This window comes from Streptomyces sp. NPDC042638, assembly GCF_040647235.1.
Classification (GTDB): Bacteria; Actinomycetota; Actinomycetes; order Streptomycetales; family Streptomycetaceae; genus Streptomyces; species Streptomyces rameus.
In genome coordinates this window covers 1-22,811 of record NZ_JBEZBT010000036.1, presented here as the reverse complement: position 1 = coordinate 22,811, position 22,811 = coordinate 1, and the positions used below count along the sequence as shown (strand labels likewise).

Sequence of the window (22,811 nt, the reverse complement as noted above, 5' to 3'; positions counted from 1 at the left end):
GGGCTGGCTCCTCCTCCGGGACACTTCGGGGCACCGAAAGCCCGGTACCCCGTAATGCGGCGGACATGAGCGGGAGTTCGGCCAATGTGCGGCATGTGGTGCCTTGCGACGTGTGGGGTCGGTGTCTTGTGACGTGCGGTGCCCATCGGCATGGGGGTGTGGCTTGTCGGTACGGGTGCGGGTGGCGTGGTGTCCGCCGGTATGCGGGGTGGACGCCGGCGGCTTGCCGCGGTCGCTGTGTGGGCGGGGGGACGCGTCCCGCATTCCGTTTCGGGTCGCGGGACGCGTCGTCGCCAGCCGGATCAGCTACCTGTTACCGGCTCAGTCGGCTCAGCCGCTGATCTGCTTCCGGTCGCCGGTGCCGCCGGTGATCTGGATGCGGCGCGGCTTGGCCTGTTCCGCCACCGGGATGCGCAGGGTCAGGACGCCGGCCTCGTACGAGGCGTCGATGCGGTCCGCGTCGAGCGTGTCGCCCAGGAACAGCTGCCGGGTGAAGGTGCCCGTCGGTCGCTCGGCGACCAGCATCTCCGCGTCCTCGGGAGCGGGGGCGCGCCGCTCGGCGCGGACGTTGAGGACGTTGCGTTCGACGTCCAGCTCGATCGTCTCGGGGTCGATGCCGGGCAGGTCGAAGTGGACGAGGAAGTCGTCTCCGGACCGGTAGGCGTCCATCGGCATCACGGACGGGCGGGCGGTGTTCGCGCCGAACACCTGCTGTGCAAGGCGGTCGAATTCACGGAAGGGGTCCGTGCGCATGAGCATCACAGGTCACTCCTCTCCTAGGCGCTGGTGTGCGATGCCCTAACGTCTTCTTATATAGCTCGCTGCTGGAAACTTGACAAGCCTCGACTCAGGGCGGGAGCGGTCACCCGCCCGGGAGTTACCCTCAGGGCAGACATAAGGGATACGAGGAGGCACTCATGGCCAGGGTTCCCAGCGCGGTCGTCGCCGCCACCGGACTCGTCGGCGGCTACGGCGTCGCCCGCTGGACGAAGAAGCGGCAGCTGGGCGGTGCGGTCCTGGCCGTCGCCGGTGCCGCGGCCGCGCAGCAGTGGCGGGCGCGGGCCGGCGGGAAGGCCGCGGGTGCCCTGGGCGTCGCGTACGTGGCCGCCTTCGCCGGGTCCCACCCGCTCGCCAAGAAGGTCGGCGCCTGGCCGTCCGTCCTCGGTGTCGCCGGCGCCGTCGCCCTCGCCTCCTGGGCCGTCGCCGACCGCAGGGGCTGAGCGGCTCCACCCCGCCCCACGCCCACCGCGCCCAGCGCCCACCGCGCCCACCGCGCCCGCGGCCCACGGGGCGTGCTAGGTGCGGTCGCCCGTTCGTGCGTGTCGCGGGGCGGCGCGGCGGTCGGGCTCGGCGGCGGACTCGCCGGCTTTCCGGAAGGCCTTGCGGTAGCCCTGCGGGCTCGTGCCCACCACCCGCCGGAACCGTTCCCGGAAGGCCGTCGGCGAGCCGAAGCCCGTCTGGACGGCGATCCGTTCCACCGGGTGGTCCGTGGTCTCCAGCAGATACTGGGCCCGCCGCACCCGTGCCCGGTGCAGCCACTGGAGCGGTGTCGTACCCGTCTGCTCGCGGAAGCGGCGGTTGAGGGTACGGGTGCTCATGCCGGCCTTCGCCGCGATCTCGTCCAGCGCGAGGTCGCGGTCGCAGTGGTCCTCCAGCCAGTGCAGCAGGGGCTCCAGAGCCGCGCCGGCCGGAGCCGGGGGCAGGTCGTGGACGATGAACTGCGCCTGTCCGCCCTCCCGTTCCAGCGGCATCACGGACAGCCGTGCCGCGTGTGCGGCGACGGCCGAGCCGAAGTCCCGGCGGACCATGTGCAGGCACATGTCCAGGGCCGCCGCCGCGCCCGCCGACGTCAGGAACTGGCCGTTGTCGACGTACAGGACGTTCGGGTCGACGGTCACCTCCGGATACAGCGCCGCCAGCCGGTCGGCCGCGACCCAGTGCGTCGTCGCCCGCCGGCCGTCCAGCAGGCCCGTCGCCGCGAGGAGGAACGCGCCCACGCAGATCGACGCGATACGGGTGCCGTTCGCCGCCGCGGAGCAGAGCGCTTCGGCGACTCCGGGAGGCAGCGTCTCCGGCGGTTCCGCCACCCCCGGCAGGATGATCGTGTCGGCTTCCGCCAGCGCGTCCAGGCCGTACGGCGCCCGCACCGTGAAGGCACCCGCGCTCACCTCCCGCCCGACCGAGCACACCCGCACCCGGTACGGCTCCCGGCCGTCGGGCAGCCGCGCCCGGCCGAAGGTGTCGATGGGGGCGGACAGATCGAACGGGATGACGCCGTCCAGCGCCAGTACGGCCACGGTATGCATGGCAGGAAGATAGGCGTACGACCGGTTTTCGCCAACCGTGTCTCAGCAGGGGAGGAAGTCGTCCGACCCGCGCGGCAGCGGCTGGCGGGAATCCGTTGACAGGTGGCAGTCTCGCCACTGTCGCGGTCCGCCCGCCGCTCCTACCGTCCTCCCGTGACCAAGTTCCTCCTCGCCGTGCATGTCATCGCCGCGATCCTCGCCGTCGGTCCCGTCGCCGTCGCCGCCAGCATGTTCCCGCCCGCCGCCCGCCGGGCCCTGGCAACCGACGCCGCCGGTCCTGGCGGTTCCGGTGATCCCGGCGGGCCCGGTGGTTCCGACGCCGCCGGGACACTGCGGGTGCTGCACCGGATCTGCCGGGTGTACGCCGTCGTCGGCGTCGTGGTCCCCGTCTTCGGGTTCGCGACCGCGAGCCGGATGGGGGTGCTCGGCAGTGCCTGGCTGATCGTGTCGATCGCGCTGACCGCACTCGCCGCCCTGGTGCTCGCCGCGCTGGTCCTGCCCACCCAGAGCGCGCTCGTCGAGGGCGACGGTACGGCCGCGGCCACCGCCCGGCTCGCGATGTCCACCGGGCTGTTCAACCTGCTGTGGGCCGCCGTGACGGTCCTGATGATCGTCCGGCCGGGCTCCACGACCGGCGCGTGACCGGCCGGGCCGGCCGGCCCTCCGGCACCGGCGCCCTCAGCCGGGGCCGTCAGCACCGGCGCCGACGGCCGGGGGGTCAGCACCGGCGCCGGCGGCCGGGGGCGTCAGCATCGGCGCCGACGGCCGAGGTACCGGCAACCCTTGCTTCACGTGCTGCTCGCCGCCGGCGGTGCCGTAGGGCCGGGGCCCGGGCCGCGGGACGAGCCCCGGGACACGCTCTTCGTCGCCGCCTTGGCCCGGCCCGCCACCGCCGTCAGGGGGCGGGCGATGTCCTCCAGGGAGCGGCGTTCGGCCCGTACCGCCAAGGCCGCCGCGACCAGGCCGGCCGCGCACATCAGCGTCGCCCCGACACAGAAGGCGAGGACCGTGTCGCCGACCTTGCCGGTGCTCGTGAGGTCGGCGAACAGCAGCGGACCGCTGATGCCGCCGGCCGCGGTGCCGAGGGCGTAGAAGAAGGCGATGGACATCGCCCTCGTCTCCATCGGGAAGATCTCCGACACCGTGAGGTAGGCGCTGGACGCGCCCGCCGAGGCGAAGAACAGCACCACGCACCAGCAGGCGGTCAGCGTGCTCGCGCTCAGCGAACCCCGGCCGAACAGCCACGCCGTGCCGAACAGCAGCAGACCCGAGAGCAGGTACGTCGAGGAGATCATCACACGGCGGCCCACCGTGTCGAAGAGCTTGCCGAGCAGCAGCGGGCCGCAGAAGTTGCCGATCGCGATCACCGCGAAGTAGTAGCCGGTGTGGTCGGACGGCACGTCGTAGAACTTGGTCAGGATCGCGCCGAAGCCGAAGGTGATCGCGTTGTACAGGAACGCCTGGCCGATGAAGAGGGAGAACCCGAGCACCGCGCGCTTGCGGTACTGCCCGAAGACCGTGCGGGCGATCTCCATGAACGTCACGCTCTTGCGCTGGTGGATCTCCAGTTCACCCTGCGGCTCGGGCAGCCGCTCGCCCTTCTCCGCCTCCACCTGTCGCTCGATGCCGGTGACGATCTCCTGCGCCTCCGCGTCCCGGCCGTGGATCAGCAGCCAGCGCGGGCTCTCCGGGACGTGCCGTCGTACGAGGAGGATGACGAACGCGAGGACGGCGCCGAGGGCGAACGTCAGCCGCCATCCGACGTTCTCCGCCAGCAGGTCCGTGTTCAGCGCGACGATCGACAGCAGCGAGCCGCCCACCGCGCCCAGCCAGAAGCTGCCGTTGATCATCAGGTCGACCCGGCCGCGGTAGTTGGCCGGGATCAGCTCGTCGATCGCGGAGTTGATCGCCGCGTACTCACCGCCGATGCCGAAGCCGGTCAGGAAGCGGAACGTGAAGAACCACCAGGCTTCCCAGGAGACGGCCGTCAGGGCCGTCGCCGCGAGATACACCGCCAGCGTGATCATGAAGAGCTTCTTGCGGCCCCAGCGGTCCGTGAGGCGGCCCCAGAACAGGGCGCCGAAGCAGGCACCGGCCACGTACAGCGCGGCGGCGATACCGGTGACCTGGCCCGAGGAGATCGACAGGCCGCTGCCGGGCTCTGACAGCCGGCTGGCGATGTTGCCGACGACCGTGACCTCCAGGCCGTCCAGGATCCACACGGTGCCCAGGCCGATGACGATCGTCCAGTGCCAGCGTGACCAGGGCAGCCGGTCGAGCCGGGCGGGAATGTCGGTGGTGATGGTCCGGCCGGTCTCGGCCTCGGCTGTACTCATGGGCTCCCTCCTCGCCGAAGGACGGATACCGGGTGCCCTGGCCTCGTCGAAATAGGCCGGGAACAGGCCGGACGGACCCGCAGACAACCGGAACGGCCGACTCAGCCTCCGCCACACAACCGGAACGGCCGACTCAGCCCCCGCCACCCCACCCGAACGGCCGACTCAGCCCCCGCCACCCCACCCGAACGGCCGACTCAGCCCCCACCGCAGAGCCGCAACGGCCCTTACGGCCACGTCCCCGGCCGCACCCGTCCGCTCAAGCCCCCAGCCCCCGCGAGACCGCGTAGATCACCACCCCCGCCAGCGACCCCACCACCGTGCCGTTGATCCGGATGAACTGCAGGTCACGGCCGATGTGTGCCTCGATCTTGCGGGTCGTGTGCTCGGCGTCCCAGCCCGCCACGGTGTCCGTGATCAGGGAGGTGATCTCCTTGCGGTACGTCGTCACGACGTGCACCGCCGCACCCTCCACCCAGCTGTCCACCTTCCCCTGCACCTTCGGCTCGGTCGCCATCCGCGAGCCCAGTGACAGCAGCGCGGCCCGCACCCGCTGCCGCAGCTGGCTGCGCTCGTCGTCCGCCGCCGCCACGATCATCGACCGCACGGCCGTCCACGCGGACGCGATCAGGTCCTGTACCTCGCCCCGGCCCAGCACCTCACCCTTGAGCCGCTCCACCCGCGCCCGCGTGTCCGTGTCGGACTGCAGGTCGGAGGCGAAGTCGGTGAGGAAGCGGTCCAGCGCGCCGCGCGCAGGGTGGGAGGGCATGTCCCGCATCTCGGTGACGAACCGCAGCAGCTCCTTGTAGACCCGCTCGCCGACCTTCCGGTCCACGAACCGCGGGGTCCAGCCGGGCGCACCGCCCTCCACGGCCACCATCACGTCGTCCCGGTGCAGCACCAGCCAGTCGTGCGCGCGGGCCACCACCAGGTCCACCGCCCGCCGGTGCCCGCCGTCGGCGACGACCTTCTCCAGCATCTTGCCGATACCCGGGGCGATCTCCTGGGCGTCGGCCCGCCGGGTGATCGCCTCGCCCACGACCGCCTGCACATCCGAGTCGCGCAGCACGGTCAGCGCCCCGCGCAGCGCGGTGGCCAGTTCCGCCGTGACCCGGTCCGCGTGCTCCGGTTCCGCCAGCCAGGCGCCGAGCCGGCTGCCGATACCGACCGCGCGCAGCCGCTGCCGTACGACGTCCTCGGAGAGGAAGTTCTCCCCGACGAACTCGCCCAGCGAGACACCCAGCTGGTCCTTCTTCGTGGGGATGATCGCCGTGTGCGGGATGGGCAGCCCCAGCGGGTGCCGGAAGAGGGCGGTGACGGCGAACCAGTCGGCGAGGGCACCGACCATGCCGGCCTCGGATGCCGCTGCCACGTACTCGGCCCACTGCCCGGCACCCGCGTGCGCGGCGGACTTGGCCAGGACGTAGACCACGGCCACGAACACCAGCAGACCCGTCGCCGTCAGCTTCATGCGCCGCACCCCGCGCCGACGTTCCTCGTCGGCCGGGGTGAACGCCGTCATGGTCCGGTACGACGCGGTCCGCCCCGGCGTTCCGGTCTCGGTAGGTTCCATCAGCTCCACCCGTTCGGTGATCCCGCACACAATTGTCCCTGCCTGACCGACCCGCGGAACAGAACGGGAGTTCCCGGCGTCTGACCGGACGGGAGCGGTGGCAGGGTCCTGTCAGCCATCCCCGGCTCATGACGCGTCATCATCATGGGTTCAGCATGATCGGAGCCTTCGGCTCCCATCTCCGAGGGAGAGACGACACCAGCATGGCCAAGCGTCATGGTTATGCAGTTCTGAGCGCGCTCGTCGCACTGGTCCTGGTCCTGTCCGGCGCCATCTACCTCGCCGTCGCCGCCGACGACGGCACCCCCCGCGGCACCCTCGCCGACGACCGCCCGCACCACGGCACCGCCGCCCCCGCCTCCGCCGGCACCTGGGTCGGCGCCTGGGCCACCGCCCCGGTCGGCGGCGAACCCGGCACCGAGGTGACCGGCCTCGCGGGCCGCTCGGTCCGCAACGTGGTGCACGCGAGCACCGGCGGTACGAGTGCCCGCGTCACGCTGTCCAATCTCTACGGCCGGTCGCCCCTCACCCTCACCCACGCCTCCCTCGCCCTGTCCGCGGGCGACGGCGCCGCCGCCGCCGCGGAAACGATGCGGCGCCTCACCTTCGACGGCAGCGCCGACGTCGTCATACCCGCCGGCGGACAGGCCGTCAGCGACGCCGTACCCCTGACCGTCCCGCACGGCGCCGACGTCCTGGTCACCACCTACTCCCCCGCCCCGTCCGGCCCGGTCACCTACCATCCGCACGCCCGGCAGACGTCGTACCTGGCCACCGGCGACCGCACCGAGGACGCGACCGGCACCGCGTACACCGAACAGACCCCCTACTGGCGCTACCTGACGGCCCTTGACGTCCTCAGCAAGGAGGCCGACGGCACCGTCGTCGCCTTCGGCGACTCCATAACCGACGGCATCAGCTCCACCTCCGGCGCCAACCACCGCTGGCCCGACATCCTCTCCGGCCGGCTGCACAACGCCCTGGAGAAAGGCGCACAACCTCCGCGCTACAGCGTCGTCAACGAGGGCATCAGCGGCAACCAGGTCCTCGCCGACGGCCTCGGCCGGCCCGCGGATAACCAGAGCGGCCTCGGCCGCTTCGGCCGCGACGTCCTCGGCCGCACCGACGTCAGGGCCGTCGTCATCGACCTCGGCGTCAACGACATCCTGCGCAACCCCCGGCGCGCCGATCCCGACCGCATCGTCACCGGCCTGCGCACCCTGGTCCGCCAGGCACACGGCCGCGGCCTCAAGGTCGTCGGCGCCACCCTCATGCCCTTCAAGGGCCACCGCGGCTACACCCCCGGCCGCGAAGCCGTCCGCCGGCAGATCAACGCCGAGATCCGGGCCGGGGGCGTGTACGACGCGGTCGTCGACTTCGACAGGGCCCTCCGGGACCCCTACGACCCGCGCCGGCTGCGCCCCGAGTACGACTGCGGCGACCATCTGCACCCCAGCGACCTGGGCTACCGCACCATGGCCGAGGTCTTCGACCTGCGCACGCTCGACGGCGCGGGGCAGACGGAGCTGTAGCCGGGCGGCGAGGAATACTGGCGGGCATGACCCGCTTGATCCTCGCCACCCGCAACGCCGGAAAGATCACCGAGCTGAGGGCGATCCTCGCCGAGGCCGGACTGCCGCACGAACTCGTCGGCGCCGACGCCTTCCCCGAGATCCCCGACGTCAAGGAGACCGGCGTCACCTTCGCCGAGAACGCCCTCCTCAAGGCCCACGCCCTGGCCCAGGCCACCGGTCTTCCCGCCGTCGCCGACGACTCCGGCCTGTGCGTGGACGTCATGAACGGCGCCCCCGGCATCTTCTCCGCCCGCTGGGCCGGCCGCCACGGCGACGACGGGGCCAACCTGGACCTGCTGCTCGCCCAGCTCTCCGACATCGCCGACGAGCACCGCGGCGCCCATTTCGCCTGCGCGGCGGCCCTGGCACTGCCGGACGGCACGGAGCGGGTGGTCGAGGGGCGGTTGCGGGGCGTCCTGCGGCACGCCCCCGCCGGCACGAACGGCTTCGGCTACGACCCGGTCCTCCAGCCCGAGGGCGAGACGCGGACGTGCGCCGAGCTGACCCCGAACGAGAAGAACGCGATCAGCCACCGGGGGAAGGCGTTCCGGGCGCTGGTGCCGGTGGTGCGGGAGCTGCTGGGCTGAACTTTCGCGGAACGGCCCCGTACCTTTGTTTCCAAGGTACGGGGCCGTTCCAGCCTGTGCGCCCGGTCGGATTCGAACCGACAAACACGACCACCTAAAGATCGCCGCTCGGCCAGTTGGCGTACGGACGCATAAACCGGGCCCTACTGTACTGTGCTACGTCGCTCGACGTCCGCCCCCTCCGCACCAGGTGCGCGTGGTCGCGTGGGAGTTGGGGCACAAGAAGCGAACCGGCCCGCACCAGTCATCCCGGTGCGGGCCGCCGAAGGCCGCCGGGAGGGCTCAGATGCCCAGGTCCTTGATGATCTTGGCTACGTGGCCCGTGGCGCGGACGTTGTACAGGGCTCGTTCGACCTTGCCCTCCTCGTCCACGACGATCGTGGAGCGGATGACGCCCATGTAGGTCTTGCCGTAGTTCTTCTTCTCGCCGTAGGCGCCGTACGCCTCGGTGACCTTCTTGTCCGGATCGGCGAGGAGGGTGACCTTCAGGGATTCCTGCTCGCGGAACTTCGCCAGCTTCTCCGGCTTGTCGGGCGAGACGCCGATGACGTCGTAGCCGGCGGAGGCCAGGACCTCCAGGTTGTCGGTGAAGTCGCAGGCCTGCTTGGTGCAGCCGGGGGTCAGGGCGGCCGGGTAGAAGTAGACGATGACCTTGCGGCCCTTGCGGTCCGACAGGGACACCTCGTTGCCGTCTGCGTCGGGGAGGCTGAAGGCGGGGGCAACGTCCCCGGGCTGGAGTCGCTCGCTCATCGGACTAGCGTAACCGGGGGGCCTTGCGGTGCGCTGCGGCCATGAGCTGACAGACTGTCCGGAACAGCATCAGCAGACTTCGGAGGCCGTACGGTGGCGGACACGTCGGACACCAGAACCCCGGCGCAGATCGAGGCGGACATCAAGCGCCGCCGTGAAGTGCTGGCCGAGACGCTCGACGAGATCGGGGTGCGGGTGCATCCGAAGACCATCGTCGGGGACGCGAAGGCCAAGGTCGTCGCCAACGTCGATCACACGGTCGGACGGGCGTATGTACAGGTGAACCGGATGGTGAGCGATGTCCGGTCGCGGTTCGTGGATGACGAGGGGGCGCCTCGGCTGGAGCGGGTCGTGCCGGTCGCGCTCGTCGTCGTGGGCGTGGTGGGGCTGCTGGCCCTCGGGGCCCGGCGGCGCAGGGACTGACCGGGACAGGTAGGTTCGAGGCGTGAGCGCCAACAGAAACGAGCACAGCACTCCCCACCACGACAAGCTGCCCATCCGGATGCTGCACGACCGGGTTCTCGTGCGGCAGGAGACCGGTGAGGGCGAGCGGCGGTCGGGGGGCGGCATTCTGATTCCCGCCACCGCGGCGGTCGGGCGGCGGCTGGCCTGGGCCGCGGTCGTCGCGGTCGGCCAGAACGTGCGGACGGTGGAGCCCGGCGACCGCGTCCTGTTCGACCCGGAGGACCGGGCCGAGGTCGAGGTGCGGGGTGTGGCGTACGTGCTCATGCGCGAGCGCGACCTGCACGCCGTCGCCGCGGACCGGTTCGAGGGGTCGCAGGACTCCACGGGGCTGTATCTCTGACGGTCTCCGACGCGGGGTTCCCGCCGCGAAACGAGTGTGAAGAGGGCCGGTGACGATCGTCACCGGCCCTCTTCGCGTGCCTTTGCTATGTTCGAAGGAACCCGACGAGACGCGCCGTACCGGGTCGAAGGCAAAGACGACGCACCCCGGAGAAAGTCGTCGTCCGTCTCGGAGGTGCCTGTCGTGGCCTGGGTTCTGCTTGTCGTCGCCGGTCTGCTGGAGGTCGGCTGGTCGGTCGGGATGAAGTACAGCGAGGGTTTCACCCGGCTGGTCCCGAGTCTGCTCACCGGCGCCGGCATCGTCGCCAGCATGGTGCTGCTGTCGTATGCCGCGAAGTCCCTGCCCATCGGTACGGCCTACGGCGTGTGGGTGGGCATCGGCGCGGCCGGTGCGGCGGTGCTCGGCATGGTGGTGCTGGGTGAGCCGGTCACCGCCGCCCGGATCTTCTTCGTGTGTCTGCTGCTGGTCGCCGTGGTGGGGCTCAAGGCGACCAGCGGTCACTGAGGCGTCGGGTACGTGAGCCGTCCGTTCGCCCGGGGCGGCCCTCAGGTGCCGGGGCCGCCGCCACCGGTGCCCGCGGCCGTGCCCGTGGTGCCGCCGGCGTCGGTGCCCCCTGCCGGGCCGCCTCCGCCGGTCGTCGGCCCGCCCCCGGCCGTGTCGCCGCCGGTGGCGGCACCGCCGTCCGTGGCCGTACCACCGCCGGTCGTGTCGCCGCCCGTGGCGGCGCCGCCGCCCGTGGTCGTGCCGCCGTCGGTGGGGGTGCTCCCGCCGGTGGTGGTGCCGCCGTCGGTCGGGGTGCTCCCGCCGGTGGTGGTGCCGCCGGCGGTCGGGGTGGCGGTCGCGCCGCCGGTGTTCTGGCCGCCGTCGGTGGTGGTGGTGCCGCCGTCCTGGCCGGCGTCGGTGCCGGGCTCGGCCGTGCCGGTGGCGGGGGGCTCCTGGACCTGGTCCGCGCCCTGCTGGAGCTGGAGGTCGAACTCGCCGATGGGCTTGCCCTTCAGCGCGTCGTGCGTGTACTGGGCCCAGATCTGGGTGGGCGGGCCACCGCCGTTCATGCGGGCCTGGCCGAGGGCGCCGTACAGCGGCACGTGCTTGGCCGTCACCGGGTCCTGGCCCATGACGGAGACCACCGTGGCGAGGTCGGGGGTGTAGCCGGCGAACCAGGCGGCGGTGTCGCTCTCGGCGGTGCCGGTCTTGCCGGCCGCCGGGCGGCCCGCGGCCTGCGCGGCGGTGGCGGTGCCGCTGTCGACCACGCTCTGCAGGACGGAGGTGGTGGTGTCGGCGGCCTCACGGCTGACGGCCTGCTTGACCGGCCGCTCCGGCAGCCTGATCTCGTTCGCGCCCGCCTTGGTGATCTTCTGGACCAGTGTGTACGTGCCGTGCTTGCCGTGGTTGGCGAGCGTGGCGTAGGCCTCGGCCATCTCCAGGACGCTGGCGTTGGCGGTGCCGAGGGCCATGGACGGGGACGGGTAGAGGTCCGGGGTGTCGGCGGGGATACCGAGGTCGACCGCGGTCTGCTTGACCTTGTCGGGGCCGACGTCGGCGGCCATCTGCGCGTACACCGAGTTCACGGACAGGTCGGTGGCCTTGCGGACGGTGATCGGGCCGTACGAGCGCTGGTCCTCGTTCTCCGGGTTGTACGCCGTACCGCTCCAGCCCTGGACCATCCGCTTGTTGGTGCCGTCGTAGATGGTGTTGGGGGTGATCGTCCGGCCGTCCTGGGTGGTCGAGCCGTTCTCCACGGCGGAGGTGAACACGAACGGCTTGAAGGTGGAGCCGACCTGGAAGTCACCGCGGGTGGCGCCGTTGGTGTACTGCTTCACGTAGTCGATGCCGCCGTACATCGCGACGACCGCGCCGGTCCTGGGGTCGACGGAGGCGCCGCCGGCGCGGACGAAGGTGTCGGCCTTGCGGTTCTTCTTGTCCAGCTTGGACATCAGCTGGTCGTCGACCGCCTTGACGAAGGCGTCCTGCCGGTTCTTCTGGATGGTGGTGGTGATGCGGTAGCCGCCGGCCGCGAGGTGGTCGGCGTCGATGATGTTGTTGCTGGTCAGGTACTGCTTGACCGCCTCGACGAGGTAACCGCGCTGGCCGGACATGCCGGTGGAGACCGTCTGCTCCTTCGGCATGGGGAACTTCATGCCGGTGCGCTCGGACTCGCTGAGCCAGCCCTTCTTGACCATGCCGTCCAGGACGTAGTTCCAGCGGGCGACGGCGGCCTTCTTGTTCTCCGGGTGGGCCACGACGTCGTACTCGCTCGGCGCGTTGACGAGCGCGGCGAGGTAGGCGCCGCGGGCCGGGTCGAGTTCGGCGGCGTCGCGGCCGTAGTACGCCTGGGCGGCGGCCTGGATGCCGTAGGCGTTGCGCCCGAAGTAGCTGGTGTTGAGGTAGCCCTCGAGGATCTCGTCCTTGGACTTGTTCCGGTCCAGCTTGATCGAGATGAAGAATTCCTTGGCCTTGCGGGTGACCGTCTGTTCCTGGGCCAGGTAGTAGTTCTTCACGTACTGCTGGGTGATCGTCGAGCCGGACTGCTTGCCCTTGCCGGTCGCGGTGTTCCAGCCGGCGCGGAGCATCGCCTTGGGGTCGATGGCGGACTCGGTGTAGAAGTCGCGGTCCTCGGCGGCCAGTACGGCGTGCTGGGCGTCCTTGGAGACCTGGGCGAGGCTGACGTTCTCGCGGTTGACCTCGCCGTCACGGGCCAGCTGCGAGCCGTCCGCGTAGAGGTAGACGTTGCTCTGCTTGGTCGCGAAGGCGTTGGCCGGGGGGATGTTCACCATGGAGTAGCCGAGGAAGAAGAGGCCGATGAGCAGCAGTATGCCGACGAGGAAGGTGCCGAGCAGCATGCGCCAGGTGGGGAAGATCCGCCGCCACCCGGTCCGCTTGGGCCGCTTGCCCTTCTTCGCGTTCTTCGCGCTCTTCGCGTTCTTCGCGTTCTTGTCCTTGCCCGCGGCGGTCTCGCCGTCGGCGGCGGCGAGGGCGGTCGTCCCGTCCTGGCCGGTGCCGGCGCCGGTCCGGGGTACGGAGGCCCCGCCGGCGGTCTTGCCGGCCTGAGCACCGGCAGCGGCGCCGGGTACGGCACCGGCCTCGGCGGCCCGCGCGCCTGCTCCGGCGGCTCCGGCAGCGGCGGCGGCTCCGGCGCCCGCGGTCCCCGCCGCGCGTGCGGCACGGGCGGCCCGTGCGGCGGCCGGGGAGGAGGGGGCGACGGCACCGGGCGCGTCGGCAGCCGTGGCGCCGGTGGCCTGCGCGGCGCGGTTCGCCCCGCCGGGGCGGGGCACGCCGGTGTGGGGGGTACGACCGGTGGGGTTCGGCTCGGCCGCGGAGGAGGCCGCCGCGGCCTTCGTCCCGGCCCCGCCCGGGTCACCCGCGCGAGGCGCGCCGACCCGCCGGAGCACCTGGGTGGTCTCGGGCGCCTGCTCGGCACCGGAACCACTTGCGGCACCGCCCGCCGTCTTGCCGGAGCCGCGGGAGGCGCCGCCCTGGCCGGCACCGGCCGCGCCGGACGCCGTACCGGACTCGGCCTGCCGGCCCGCCTTGCCGGCCGTGGTCCCCGAGGAGGCCTGGGGGCCCCTGGGCGGGGTGATCCGCCGCAGCACCTGGGTGCTCTCGGCCGCGGGGGGCTCGGTGGTGCCGCTGGGGGCCTGGGTGGCGCCGGACTTCCCGGCGGAAGTCACACCGGGGACCGAGGCGCGACCGGAAACCGGGCGGCCACCGGAACCCGCGGCACCACCGGACACCGGGGCGCCACCGGAGCCCGGGCGGCCACCGGAACCCGCAGCACCGCCGGACACCGGGCCACGGCCGACAGCCTGCCCCCCGCCCGAAGCCGGAGCGCCACCGGAACCCGCGGCACCGCCGGAGGCCGAAGCGGCACCCGGTACCCGACCGCGGCCGGGCTTCGCGGGGCCGTCGGGGCGTGTGCCCGCGCCAGCGCCCGCGGTCTCCGCAGAACCCGTCCGCTCGGGGCGCACTCCTTCGCCGGTGCCCGCGGTCTCCGCGGGGCCCGTCCGCTCGGTGCGGGCGCCGCGGGCCGCCTGGCGGGCGCGGGCCATGGAAGCCGTCCGGTCCGGCGCCGCCGGGTCCGACCGCCCGGAGCCGTCCGCGGGCGCCGAGCCTGACCGGCCGGTGTCGTCGCCGGGTGCCCCGGGCGGCCGGCCTGCGCGGCTGGTGCCGGGGTCAGGGGTGTCCTGGTCACCCGTGCGGGTGCTCCCGGCCGCCCCGCCGCGAGCGTCGCGGGTGTCGTCGGCGGCCCGGGCGGGGTTCCGCGGCTTCGCCGCTCCGCCGGGCCGTACGGTGCCCTCGGCGCGCCCGGCGGTCGCGGGCCGGTCGGTGCCGTCCCCGCCGTCACGCCGGGCGTTCCCCTCCCCTTCGGCCCCGCGACCCCGCGGGGGGCGCTGATCGGCGGCCGTCTCCTGGAGGCCCCCCGGATTCCCGGGCCCTTCAGCCGGCAGCGGCTTTTCCGGCGCCACGCCTTCGTTCGGCTGCTGCGGCTGCGGCTCGTCGCTCATGTCGTGCACGGACTCCTGTTTTCAGCGTCGTACGTTCCCGTACGCCTCGTACGCTTCTGCGCTCCCCCGGTTTGAAGACTCTCGCACCCGGCGTTCCGTTCCCGGATTCCATAACGCTTCCGGCCGGAAAACGCGTGGCCGGCCGTCGGGCCTCCGGACTAGGCTCCTGCGCTTCGGTGTCGAGCGGTCCGAGGAGGTCGACTGGCGTGGGCGCGGGACGGTTGTACGCGGCCGTCGCGGCAGGGGGATTCAGACGGTACGCGACCTACCGGGCCGCCACTGCGGCAGGGGTCTTCACGAACACGGTCTTCGGACTGATCCTCGTGTACACGTATCGCGCCCTGTGGGACGAGAGGCCGCACCTCGGCGGGTACGACCAGGCGCAGGCGGTGACCTATGTCTGGCTCGGGCAGGCCTTCCTGTCGACGCTCGCGATCGGGGGTGGCGGGGTCGAGGAGGAGTTGATGGAACGCATCCGTACGGGGGATGTGGCCATCGACCTGTACCGCCCGGCCGATCTCCAGCTGTGGTGGCTGGCGGCGGATCTCGGCCGGGCGTTCTTCCAGCTGCTGGGCCGCGGGCTGGTGCCGTTCGTGTTCGGCGCGCTGTGCTTCCCGGTGTACCTGCCGGCCGACGCCGGGACCTGGGCGGCGTTCCTCGTCGCCGTCGTCCTCGCGATGCTGGTCGGCTTCGGCCTGCGCTACCTGGTGGCGCTGAGCACGTTCTGGCTGCTGGACGGCACGGGCGTGGCGCAGATGGCGTCGCTGACCGGGTACTTCTGCTCGGGGATGCTGCTGCCGCTGAACGTCTTCCCGGGCGCGCTCGGCGAGACCGTCCGGGCCCTGCCGTGGTCCTCGCTGCTCCAGGCGCCGGCGGACATCCTGCTCGGGCGGGGGGATCCCCTGCCCACCTATCTCTTCCAGGCGGCCTGGGCGGCGGCGCTGCTGGGTGCCGGGCGGCTGGTGCAGTCGGCGGCGACGCGCCGGGTGGTGGTGCAGGGTGGCTGAGCGGAGCCCGGTGGCGAGGACGACGCGGGCGGCTCGGACGGCCGAGGGGCTGCGGGCGTACCGGCTGATCGCGGCGATGTGGGTGCGGTCCACGATGGCCTACCGCGCGTCGTTCGCCATGACCACGTTCGGGAACTTCGCGGCGACCTTCCTCGACTTCGTCGCGATCATGCTGATGTTCTCCCGGGTGGACGCGCTGGGCGGTTACCCGCTGCCCGAGGTGGCCTTCCTGTACGGGCTGTCCGCGGTGTCCTTCGGGCTGGCGGACCTGATGATCGGGTCGATGGACCGGCTGGGCCGACGGGTGCGGGACGGCACGCTGGACACGCTGCTGGTGCGGCCGGCGCCGGTGCTGGCGCAGGTGGCGGCCGACCGGTTCGCGCTGAGGCGGCTGGGCCGGGTGACGCAGGGGGCGCTGGTGCTGGGCTGGTCGCTGACCCGGGTGGACATCGACTGGACGGTGGACAGGCTGCTGCTGATGCCGGTGGCGGTGGTGAGCGGCTGCGGGATCTTCTGCGCGGTGTTCGTGGCGGGGGCCGCGTTCCAGTTCGTGGCGCGGGACGCCTCGGAGGTGCAGAACGCCTTCACCTACGGCGGTACGACGCTGTTGCAGTATCCGCCGACGGTGTTCGCGAAGGAGCTGGTGCGCGGGGTGACCTTCGTGCTGCCGCTGGCCTTCGTCAACTGGCTGCCCGCCACCTATGTGCTGGGGCGGCCGTACCCACTGGGGCTGCCGCGGTGGGTGGCGTGGACCCCGCCGCTGGTGGCGGCGGGGTGCTGTGCGCTGGCGGGGCTGGCCTGGCGGGCAGGACTTCGTTCGTACCGCAGCACAGGGAGCTGACGTGAGTGAGTTCATCGCAGTGGAGCAGGTCGAGAAGGTCTTCGAGGTGCGCAGGAGGGCCGGGTTCCTGAGGCGGGAGCGGCACGAGGTGCGGGCGGTGGACTCGCTGTCGTTCACCGTGGCGCGTGGGGAGATGGTCGGGTACATCGGGCCCAACGGTGCCGGGAAGTCGACCACGATCAAGATGCTGACCGGGATCCTGACGCCGAGCGGCGGGCGGCTGCGGGTGGCCGGCATCGATCCGGCGCGGGAGCGGACGCGGCTGGCGCACCGGATCGGGGTGGTGTTCGGGCAGCGGACCACGCTGTGGTGGGACCTGCCGCTGATCGACTCCTTCCGGCTGGCGCACCGCATGTACCGCATCCCGGACGGCCGTTACCGGGAGAACCTGGACCGGCTGGTGGAACTGCTGGACCTGGAGGCCCTGTTGGCGGTGCCGGTGCGGCAGCTGTCGCTGGGGCAGCGGATGCGCGGGGACATCGTGGCGGCGCTGCTGCACGATCCGGACGTGCTGTACCTGGACGAGCCGACGATCGGTCTGGACGTCGTGTCCAAGGCCAGGGTGCGGGCGTTCCTGCGCGAGTTGAACACCGGGCGGGGTACGACGGTGCTGCTGACCACGCACGACCTGCAGGACATCGAGCAGTTGTGCTCGCGGGTGATGGTGATCGACCACGGGCGGCTGGTGTACGACGGTGCGCTCGCGGGGCTGCACGAGGCCGGGGAGAGCGAACGGACGCTGGTGGTGGACCTGGAGCGGGAACTGCCTCCGGTGGAGGTGCCGGCGGCGCGGGTGGTGAAGGTGGAGGGGCCGCGGCAGTGGCTGGCGTTCCCGGCGGGGCAGTCGGCGGCGCCGCTCGTCGCGCATCTGGCGGCGCGGTACCCGCTGGTGGACCTGTCGGTGCGGGAACCGGACATCGAGGCCGTCATCGCCAGGATGTACGCCGAGAAGGCGGTCTCGTAGGCTGCTGTCATGAGCGACGACGCAGCCCTGGACCTCCGGGCGTCCGACGCCGACCGTGAGCGGGTCGCCGAGGTCCTGCGGGACGCCCTGGCCGAGGGCCGGCTCGACATGGACGAGTTCGAGGAGCGGCTGGAGGCGGCCTACGCGGCCCGTACGTACGGCGAGTTGGCGCCGCTGACACGCGATCTGCCGGCGGCCGGGGTGCCGTCTCCGTCGGCCCCGGTCTCCTTCGTCAAGGAGCCGGTGCGGGGCGAGGGCTGGGCGGGCCGGATCACCGGGGGCGGCGGGTCCTCGACGGGGGCGGTGGCGATCCTGTCGGGGTTCGAGCGCAAGGGCCGCTGGACGGTGCCGAAGCGGTTCTCGTGCTTCGCCTTCATGGGCGGTGGCGAGCTGGATCTGCGGGAGGCGGACTTCGCGGACCGCGAGGTGGAGATCAGCTGTGTGGCGATCATGGGCGGGGTGCAGGTGATCGTGGAGCCGGGTGTCGAGGTGGTCGTCCGCGGTGTCGGCATCATGGGCGGCTTCGAGCATCCGCGGGACGACGGGCCCGTGGATCCGGGCGCCCCGCGGGTGGTCATCAGCGGTCTCGCCTTCTGGGGCGGGGTCGGCGTGGAGCGCAAGCTGCGGCGCGCGGAGCGGCAGCGGCTGAAGGAACAGCGGCGGCGGGAGAAGTTGGACCGGCACGCGGAACGGCAGGAGCTGCGGCGGGCGCGGCGGGAGGAACGGGGACGTTGAGTTCCCGGCCGGGTGGCTGTTCGCCGTGGGCGCCCGCGGGTCGTCCGTGGCTGGTCGCGCAGTTCCCCGCGCCCCTGGCCGGAACCGCCGCCGGGGCCTTCTGAGAAGCGGGAGCCCGGAGCGCTCGGACGCCTGGGCCCTCGCCATGGGCACCCCCGGGCCGCCCCTGGCCGCTCACGCCGCTCCCCGCGCCCCTGGCCGGAACCGCCGCCAGGGCGTTCTGAGGAGCGGGAGTTCGGAGTGGGGCCGTGGGGCGCTAACTCGTGCAGACCTTTGTCAGTTCGCCCGCCGCGTCGGTGACCGGGCTGACGTCCGGGGTGGGGTCGCCCGCCTTGATGGCCGTACGGACGTTGCCGACGGCCTCGTTCAGCCTGTCCACGGCCTTGTTGACGTCGGTGTCGTCCGTCTTGTCGCCGATCTTGCGCAGGCTCTTCTCGATGGAGTCGAGCGAGGCGTCGGCCTGGGCGGGATCGTGGGCGGCGTTCTCCACGGCCTGCTGGAGGTCGGTGACGCTGTCGGCGATGGTGTCGGCGGTCTGGACGCAGTCCAGCGCCTTGCCCACGGCGTCGCAGCCGGTGGTCAGGCCGGTGGTGAGTACGGCGGCGGCCACGGCGGCGGCGATGGCGGTGACCCGGCCCCGGCGTGCGCGGCGGCTGGCGGACATCGTGGGTTCCCCTCCCCTGGTACGACTGACCGGGCGCACGTGCGTGGGCCGTGCGCCCGTACCCAGAGGGACGTCGGCAGGACCCGGCGGGTTGCCCGGGCCTTGAGGGATTCTTTACGCGCCCGTGGCCGCCAGTGCCGCCTGCTGGATCACGGCCAGCTCGGTGCAGCCGGTGACGGCGAGGTCGAGCAGCGCGTTGAGTTCCTCGCGGGCGAACGGCTCGGCCTCGGCGGTGCCCTGGACCTCGACGAAGCGGCCGTCACCGGTGCAGACGACGTTCATGTCGGTGTCGGCGCGCACGTCCTCCTCGTAGCAGAGGTCGAGCAGCGGGACGCCGCCGACGATGCCGACGGAGACGGCGCTCACGGTGCCGGTGAGGGGCTGCCGCCCGGCCTTGACGAGCTTCTTGCGCTGGGCCCAGGCGACGGCGTCGGCCAGTGCCACGTAGGCGCCGGTGATCGCCGCCGTGCGCGTGCCGCCGTCGGCCTGGAGGACGTCGCAGTCGAGGACGATGGTGTTCTCGCCGAGCGCCTTGTAGTCGATGACGGCGCGCAGGGAGCGGCCGATGAGCCGGGAGATCTCGTGGGTCCGGCCGCCGATCTTGCCCTTGACGGACTCGCGGTCACCCCGGGTGTTGGTGGCGCGGGGCAGCATGGCGTACTCCGCGGTGACCCAGCCTTCGCCGCTGCCCTTGCGCCAGCGCGGGACGCCCTCGGTGACGGAGGCGGTGCAGAAGACCTTGGTGTCGCCGAAGGAGATGAGGACGGAGCCCTCGGCGTGCTTGCTCCACCCGCGCTGGATGGTGACCGGGCGGAGCTGTTCGGGAGTACGGCCGTCGATGCGAGACATGGCATGGAGCCTAGCGGCAGATGCGGAAGGGGCTCCTCCCGCGCCGGGAGGAGCCCCTTGCCGGTGAGCCCGTGGCTCACATCATGTCTTCGATCTCCGCGGCGATCGGGTCGGCGTCGGTGCCGATGACGACCTGGATGGCGGTGCCCATCTTGACGACGCCGTGGGCGCCGGCGGCCTTGAGGGCGGCGTCGTCGACCAGGCCGGGGTCGGACACCTCGGTGCGGAGCCGGGTGATGCAGCCCTCGATCTCCTCGATGTTGTCGATGCCACCGAGCCCGGCGACGATCTTCTCAGCCTTGCTGGCCATGTTCCTTCTCCCTGCTCCGAACCGCTTTGTCGCAGTAACCCACAGTTGGCCCATCTTCGCGAGCGGTCATGCCGTCCGTGCCGAATGATGGCGATCACGACAGCGGAACCGTCCGCCGACTGGTCTACACCACCGTGGGGAAGGTCGCCAAACCGCGTCCCGGCAGGGCGGCCCGGAAAGGACGCCCATGAGCGCGCAGAGCGCGGCCGGCCCCGCCCGGGCCCGCTGGAACCGCCTGTTCCAGGGCCTGCAGAAGATGGGCCGGAGCCTGCAACTGCCCATCGCGGTGCTGCCGGCGGCGGGCATCCTCAACCGGCTCGGCCAGCCCGACGTGTTCGGGGCCGACGGGCTGGGCTGGACCGACGTGTCGAAGGTGATGAAGGGCGCGGGCGGCGCACTGCTCGACGGTTCCCTCGGCCTGCCCCTGCTGTTCTGCGTGGGCGTCGCGATCGGCATGGCGAAGAAGGCGGACGGCTCCACGGCGCTGGCCGCGGTGGTCGGCTTCCTCGTCTACTACACCGTCCTGCACCAGTTCCCCGAGCGGTGCCCGGGTGGTTCGCGCTCCGTCCCGGACGTCGGCTGCCAGGTCGTCGTCGGCACGGGCGCGGACACGGTGACGCCCTTCGCCTTCCAGAACCCGGGCGTCTTCGGCGGCATCGTCGTGGGGCTGCTGGCCGCGTTCTTCTGGGCCCGGTACCACCGCACCAGGCTGGTGGACTGGCTGGGCTTCTTCAACGGCCGCCGGCTGGTGCCGATCATCATGGCGTTCGTCGCGATCGTCTTCGCGGCGCTGTGCCTGTGGGTCTGGCCGCCGATCGGGGACGCCCTGGAGAGCTTCAGCCACTGGCTGCGGGACGCGGGCGCCTGGGGTGCCGGGGTCTTCGGCGTCGCCAACCGGGCGCTCCTCGTCATCGGCCTGCACCAGTTCCTGAACGTGCCCATCTGGTTCCAGTTCGGCACCTACACACCGCCGGGCGGTAAGCCCGTCCACGGGGACATCAACATGTTCCTCGCGGGCGACCCGCACGCCGGCCAGTTCACCTCGGGCTTCTTCCCGATCATGATGTTCGCGCTGCCCGCCGCCGCGCTGGCCATCACGCACTGCGCCCGGCCGGAGCGCCGCAAGGAGGTCGGCGGTCTGATGCTCTCGGTCGCGCTGACCTCGTTCGTGACGGGCATCACCGAACCGCTGGAGTACTCGTTCCTGTTCATCGCGCCGGCCCTGTACGCCGTGCACGCCGTGCTCACGGGTGTCTCGATGGCGGTGACCTGGGCGCTCGGCGTGCACGACGGCTTCAGCTTCTCCGCGGGCCTGATCGACTACGTCATCAACTGGAACCTGGCGACGCGGCCGTGGGCGATCATCCCGATCGGCCTGTGCTTCGCGGCCGTGTACTACGCCGTCTTCCGCTTCGCGATCACCAGATTCGACCTGCGGACGCCGGGGCGGGAGCCGCAGGAGGTGGCGGAGGAGATGGAACGGGACAACGTGCGGTGACGCACCGGCTCTTCCGGCCGCGCGGGCGAGCACGAGGCGTAGCGCCGCGGTAGCGGATCCGTGGGTTCCTTATCCCGCCTTCATCGTGCTACAACAGGTCTACACCACTGGTGGTGTAGACCAGAGACGCTGCCGTCCCCTTCCTTGGTTCCCGGGCGGCGCCTTGCCCGATGGAGGAAGTTGTGACCACGGCCAGCGCCGCTCCCGCGGCCCAGAAGAAGAAGGGCGCGGGCGCGATGGCTGTACTGCAGCGTATCGGCCGCAGCCTGATGCTGCCGGTGGCCGTGCTGCCCGCCGCCGCCCTCCTGGTGCGCCTCGGCAACACCGACATGCTGGGCCGCCCCTCCCTTCCGACGTTCCTGACGAAGATCGCGTCCTTCATGGCCGCCGGCGGCAACGCGATCCTCGACAACATGGCGCTGCTGTTCGCCGTGGGCATCGCGATCGGCTTCGCGAAGAAGTCGGACGGCTCGACCGCCCTCGCGGCGGTCGTCGGCTACCTGGTCTTCAAGAACGTCCTGGGTACGTTCACCGACAAGAACCTGCCGAAGGTGGCGGCCGTCGTCGACGGCAAGGTCGTCATGCAGAACGCCCCCGTGGACGCGAAGGTCCTCGGCGGCGTGGTGATGGGCATAGTCGTGGCCCTGCTGTACCAGCGCTTCTACCGCACCAAGCTGCCCGACTGGGCGGGCTTCTTCGGCGGCCGTCGTCTCGTCCCGATCCTGTCGGCCTTCGCCGGCCTGGTCCTCGGCATCGTCTTCGGTTACATCTGGCCGGTCCTCGGCACGGGCCTGCACAACTTCGGCGAGTGGCTGGTGAAGTCGGGCGCGGTCGGCGCGGGCATCTTCGGTGTCGCCAACCGTGCGCTGATCCCGATCGGCATGCACCACCTGCTCAACTCGTTCCCGTGGTTCCAGGCGGGCGACTACCACGGCAAGAGCGGTGACATCGCGCGCTTCCTGGCCGGCGACCCGCACGCGGGCCAGTTCATGACCGGCTTCTTCCCGATCATGATGTTCGCGCTGCCGGCCGCGTGCCTGGCCATCGTCCACTGCGCCCGGCCCGAACGCCGCAAGGTCGTGGGCGGCATGATGTTCTCGCTGGCGCTGACGTCGTTCGTCACCGGTGTCACCGAGCCCATCGAGTTCACCTTCATGTTCATCGCGCCGGCCCTGTACGCGATCCACGCGGTCCTCACGGGTGTCTCGATGGCGCTGACCTGGGCGCTGGGCATGAAGGACGGCTTCGGCTTCTCGGCGGGCGCGGTCGACTTCGGGCTGAACCTGGGCATCGCCAGCAACCCGTGGGGTCTGGTCCTGGTCGGCCTGTGCTTCGCGGTGGTCTACTACGTGATCTTCCGCTTCGCGATCACCCGGTTCAATCTGCCCACCCCGGGCCGTGAGTCCGACGAGGAGCTCGCGGAACTGCAGAAGGCCGAGGCCAAGTAGCCCGGTCCCGCCCACGACGAAGGCCCCCGGAAGCCGCGGCTTCCGGGGGCCTTCGTCGTGGG

At 71.9% G+C, this 22,811-nt stretch carries 22 protein-coding genes, 1 tRNA gene and 1 riboswitch; of the genes, 13 read left to right on the top strand and 10 right to left on the bottom strand.

The window, feature by feature from the left end:
* Positions 1-330: 330 nt before the first annotated feature.
* Entirely contained in the window at positions 331-759 is a 429-nt protein-coding gene (locus AB0B40_RS25610) for an Hsp20/alpha crystallin family protein (protein WP_345054490.1), read from the bottom strand.
* A gap of 158 nt (positions 760-917) precedes the next feature.
* On the opposite strand from AB0B40_RS25610, the gene AB0B40_RS25605 reads away from it, so the two are divergent.
* Positions 918-1,220, top strand: coding sequence for a hypothetical protein (locus tag AB0B40_RS25605; RefSeq protein ID WP_345054487.1), 303 nt, complete (start codon positions 918-920; stop codon positions 1,218-1,220).
* A gap of 75 nt (positions 1,221-1,295) precedes the next feature.
* On the opposite strand, the gene AB0B40_RS25600 is transcribed toward AB0B40_RS25605, so the two are convergent.
* The gene (locus AB0B40_RS25600) at positions 1,296-2,306 is read right to left on the bottom strand and encodes a helix-turn-helix domain-containing protein (RefSeq protein ID WP_345054484.1); all 1,011 of its coding nucleotides are present in this window, start codon (positions 2,304-2,306) and stop codon (positions 1,296-1,298) included.
* A gap of 153 nt (positions 2,307-2,459) precedes the next feature.
* On the opposite strand from AB0B40_RS25600, the gene AB0B40_RS25595 reads away from it, so the two are divergent.
* Positions 2,460-2,948, top strand: coding sequence for a hypothetical protein (locus tag AB0B40_RS25595; protein WP_362265752.1), 489 nt, complete (start codon positions 2,460-2,462; stop codon positions 2,946-2,948).
* 146 nt (positions 2,949-3,094) lie between these two features.
* On the opposite strand, the gene AB0B40_RS25590 is transcribed toward AB0B40_RS25595, so the two are convergent.
* On the bottom strand, positions 3,095-4,642 hold the full coding sequence (locus AB0B40_RS25590; RefSeq protein WP_345054479.1) for an MFS transporter: 1,548 nt from the start codon (positions 4,640-4,642) through the stop codon (positions 3,095-3,097).
* A 259-nt stretch (positions 4,643-4,901) separates the two neighbouring features.
* Positions 4,902-6,215: a DUF445 domain-containing protein gene (locus AB0B40_RS25585; protein ID WP_362265750.1), complete on the bottom strand. Its 1,314-nt coding sequence runs from the start codon at positions 6,213-6,215 to the stop codon at positions 4,902-4,904.
* A 203-nt stretch (positions 6,216-6,418) separates the two neighbouring features.
* Between AB0B40_RS25585 and AB0B40_RS25580 the strand changes: the two genes are divergently transcribed.
* Together AB0B40_RS25580 and rdgB are read left to right on the top strand one after the other, a co-directional pair.
* Positions 6,419-7,747 carry an SGNH/GDSL hydrolase family protein gene (locus AB0B40_RS25580; protein WP_362265748.1) on the top strand — a complete coding sequence of 443 codons (1,329 nt, stop codon included), beginning with the start codon at positions 6,419-6,421 and terminating at the stop codon, positions 7,745-7,747.
* A gap of 26 nt (positions 7,748-7,773) precedes the next feature.
* Positions 7,774-8,376 (top strand): RdgB/HAM1 family non-canonical purine NTP pyrophosphatase, encoded by a 603-nt coding sequence (gene rdgB / locus AB0B40_RS25575; protein WP_362265746.1) that lies wholly within the window; start codon positions 7,774-7,776, stop codon positions 8,374-8,376.
* Positions 8,377-8,433: 57 nt separating this feature from the next.
* On the opposite strand, the gene AB0B40_RS25570 is transcribed toward rdgB, so the two are convergent.
* Positions 8,434-8,507: transfer RNA gene (locus AB0B40_RS25570), tRNA-Leu, on the bottom strand.
* 151 nt (positions 8,508-8,658) lie between these two features.
* On the bottom strand, positions 8,659-9,126 hold the full coding sequence (bcp, locus tag AB0B40_RS25565; protein ID WP_345054468.1) for a thioredoxin-dependent thiol peroxidase: 468 nt from the start codon (positions 9,124-9,126) through the stop codon (positions 8,659-8,661).
* A 93-nt stretch (positions 9,127-9,219) separates the two neighbouring features.
* Between bcp and AB0B40_RS25560 the strand changes: the two genes are divergently transcribed.
* From AB0B40_RS25560 to AB0B40_RS25550, 3 genes are all read left to right on the top strand, one after another.
* Positions 9,220-9,549 (top strand): DUF3618 domain-containing protein, encoded by a 330-nt coding sequence (locus AB0B40_RS25560; RefSeq protein ID WP_362265744.1) that lies wholly within the window; start codon positions 9,220-9,222, stop codon positions 9,547-9,549.
* Positions 9,550-9,571: 22 nt separating this feature from the next.
* The gene (locus tag AB0B40_RS25555; protein ID WP_345054463.1) at positions 9,572-9,931 is read left to right on the top strand and encodes a co-chaperone GroES; all 360 of its coding nucleotides are present in this window, start codon (positions 9,572-9,574) and stop codon (positions 9,929-9,931) included.
* A gap of 74 nt (positions 9,932-10,005) precedes the next feature.
* Positions 10,006-10,077: riboswitch (guanidine-III (ykkC-III) riboswitch) on the top strand.
* Positions 10,078-10,114: 37 nt separating this feature from the next.
* On the top strand, positions 10,115-10,435 hold the full coding sequence (locus tag AB0B40_RS25550; RefSeq protein ID WP_161291658.1) for a multidrug efflux SMR transporter: 321 nt from the start codon (positions 10,115-10,117) through the stop codon (positions 10,433-10,435).
* Between the two features lie 41 nt (positions 10,436-10,476).
* On the opposite strand, the gene AB0B40_RS25545 is transcribed toward AB0B40_RS25550, so the two are convergent.
* Positions 10,477-13,320, bottom strand: a complete 2,844-nt coding sequence (locus AB0B40_RS25545; RefSeq protein WP_362265819.1) for a transglycosylase domain-containing protein — start codon at positions 13,318-13,320, stop codon at positions 10,477-10,479.
* A gap of 1,319 nt (positions 13,321-14,639) precedes the next feature.
* Here AB0B40_RS25545 and AB0B40_RS25540 point away from each other — a divergent pair.
* From AB0B40_RS25540 to AB0B40_RS25525, 4 genes are read left to right on the top strand one after another with little or no spacing between them, the layout of a single operon-like run.
* A complete protein-coding gene (locus AB0B40_RS25540; RefSeq protein ID WP_345053159.1) occupies positions 14,640-15,440 on the top strand; it encodes an ABC-2 family transporter protein in 801 nt (266 codons plus the stop codon).
* Positions 15,433-16,281 carry an ABC transporter permease gene (locus AB0B40_RS25535; protein WP_345053157.1) on the top strand — a complete coding sequence of 283 codons (849 nt, stop codon included), beginning with the start codon at positions 15,433-15,435 and terminating at the stop codon, positions 16,279-16,281. The genes AB0B40_RS25540 and AB0B40_RS25535 overlap by 8 nt, the downstream gene beginning before the upstream one ends.
* Before the next feature lies 1 nt (position 16,282).
* Positions 16,283-17,245 carry an ATP-binding cassette domain-containing protein gene (locus tag AB0B40_RS25530; protein WP_362265741.1) on the top strand — a complete coding sequence of 321 codons (963 nt, stop codon included), beginning with the start codon at positions 16,283-16,285 and terminating at the stop codon, positions 17,243-17,245.
* A 9-nt stretch (positions 17,246-17,254) separates the two neighbouring features.
* The gene (locus tag AB0B40_RS25525; RefSeq protein WP_362265739.1) at positions 17,255-17,980 is read left to right on the top strand and encodes a DUF1707 domain-containing protein; all 726 of its coding nucleotides are present in this window, start codon (positions 17,255-17,257) and stop codon (positions 17,978-17,980) included.
* A 256-nt stretch (positions 17,981-18,236) separates the two neighbouring features.
* Here AB0B40_RS25525 and AB0B40_RS25520 read toward each other — a convergent pair whose 3' ends face one another.
* From AB0B40_RS25520 to AB0B40_RS25510, 3 genes are all read right to left on the bottom strand, one after another.
* Positions 18,237-18,644: a hypothetical protein gene (locus tag AB0B40_RS25520; RefSeq protein ID WP_345053149.1), complete on the bottom strand. Its 408-nt coding sequence runs from the start codon at positions 18,642-18,644 to the stop codon at positions 18,237-18,239.
* A gap of 114 nt (positions 18,645-18,758) precedes the next feature.
* Positions 18,759-19,493, bottom strand: a complete 735-nt coding sequence (gene rph, locus AB0B40_RS25515) for a ribonuclease PH (protein ID WP_345053147.1) — start codon at positions 19,491-19,493, stop codon at positions 18,759-18,761.
* 76 nt (positions 19,494-19,569) lie between these two features.
* Positions 19,570-19,803: a PTS glucose/sucrose transporter subunit IIB gene (locus AB0B40_RS25510; RefSeq protein ID WP_161294306.1), complete on the bottom strand. Its 234-nt coding sequence runs from the start codon at positions 19,801-19,803 to the stop codon at positions 19,570-19,572.
* 187 nt (positions 19,804-19,990) lie between these two features.
* On the opposite strand from AB0B40_RS25510, the gene AB0B40_RS25505 reads away from it, so the two are divergent.
* Both AB0B40_RS25505 and AB0B40_RS25500 read left to right on the top strand, forming a co-directional pair.
* The gene (locus tag AB0B40_RS25505) at positions 19,991-21,301 is read left to right on the top strand and encodes a PTS transporter subunit EIIC (protein ID WP_362265736.1); all 1,311 of its coding nucleotides are present in this window, start codon (positions 19,991-19,993) and stop codon (positions 21,299-21,301) included.
* Positions 21,302-21,483: 182 nt separating this feature from the next.
* A complete protein-coding gene (locus AB0B40_RS25500; RefSeq protein ID WP_345053141.1) occupies positions 21,484-22,749 on the top strand; it encodes a PTS transporter subunit EIIC in 1,266 nt (421 codons plus the stop codon).
* Positions 22,750-22,811: the final 62 nt, after the last annotated feature.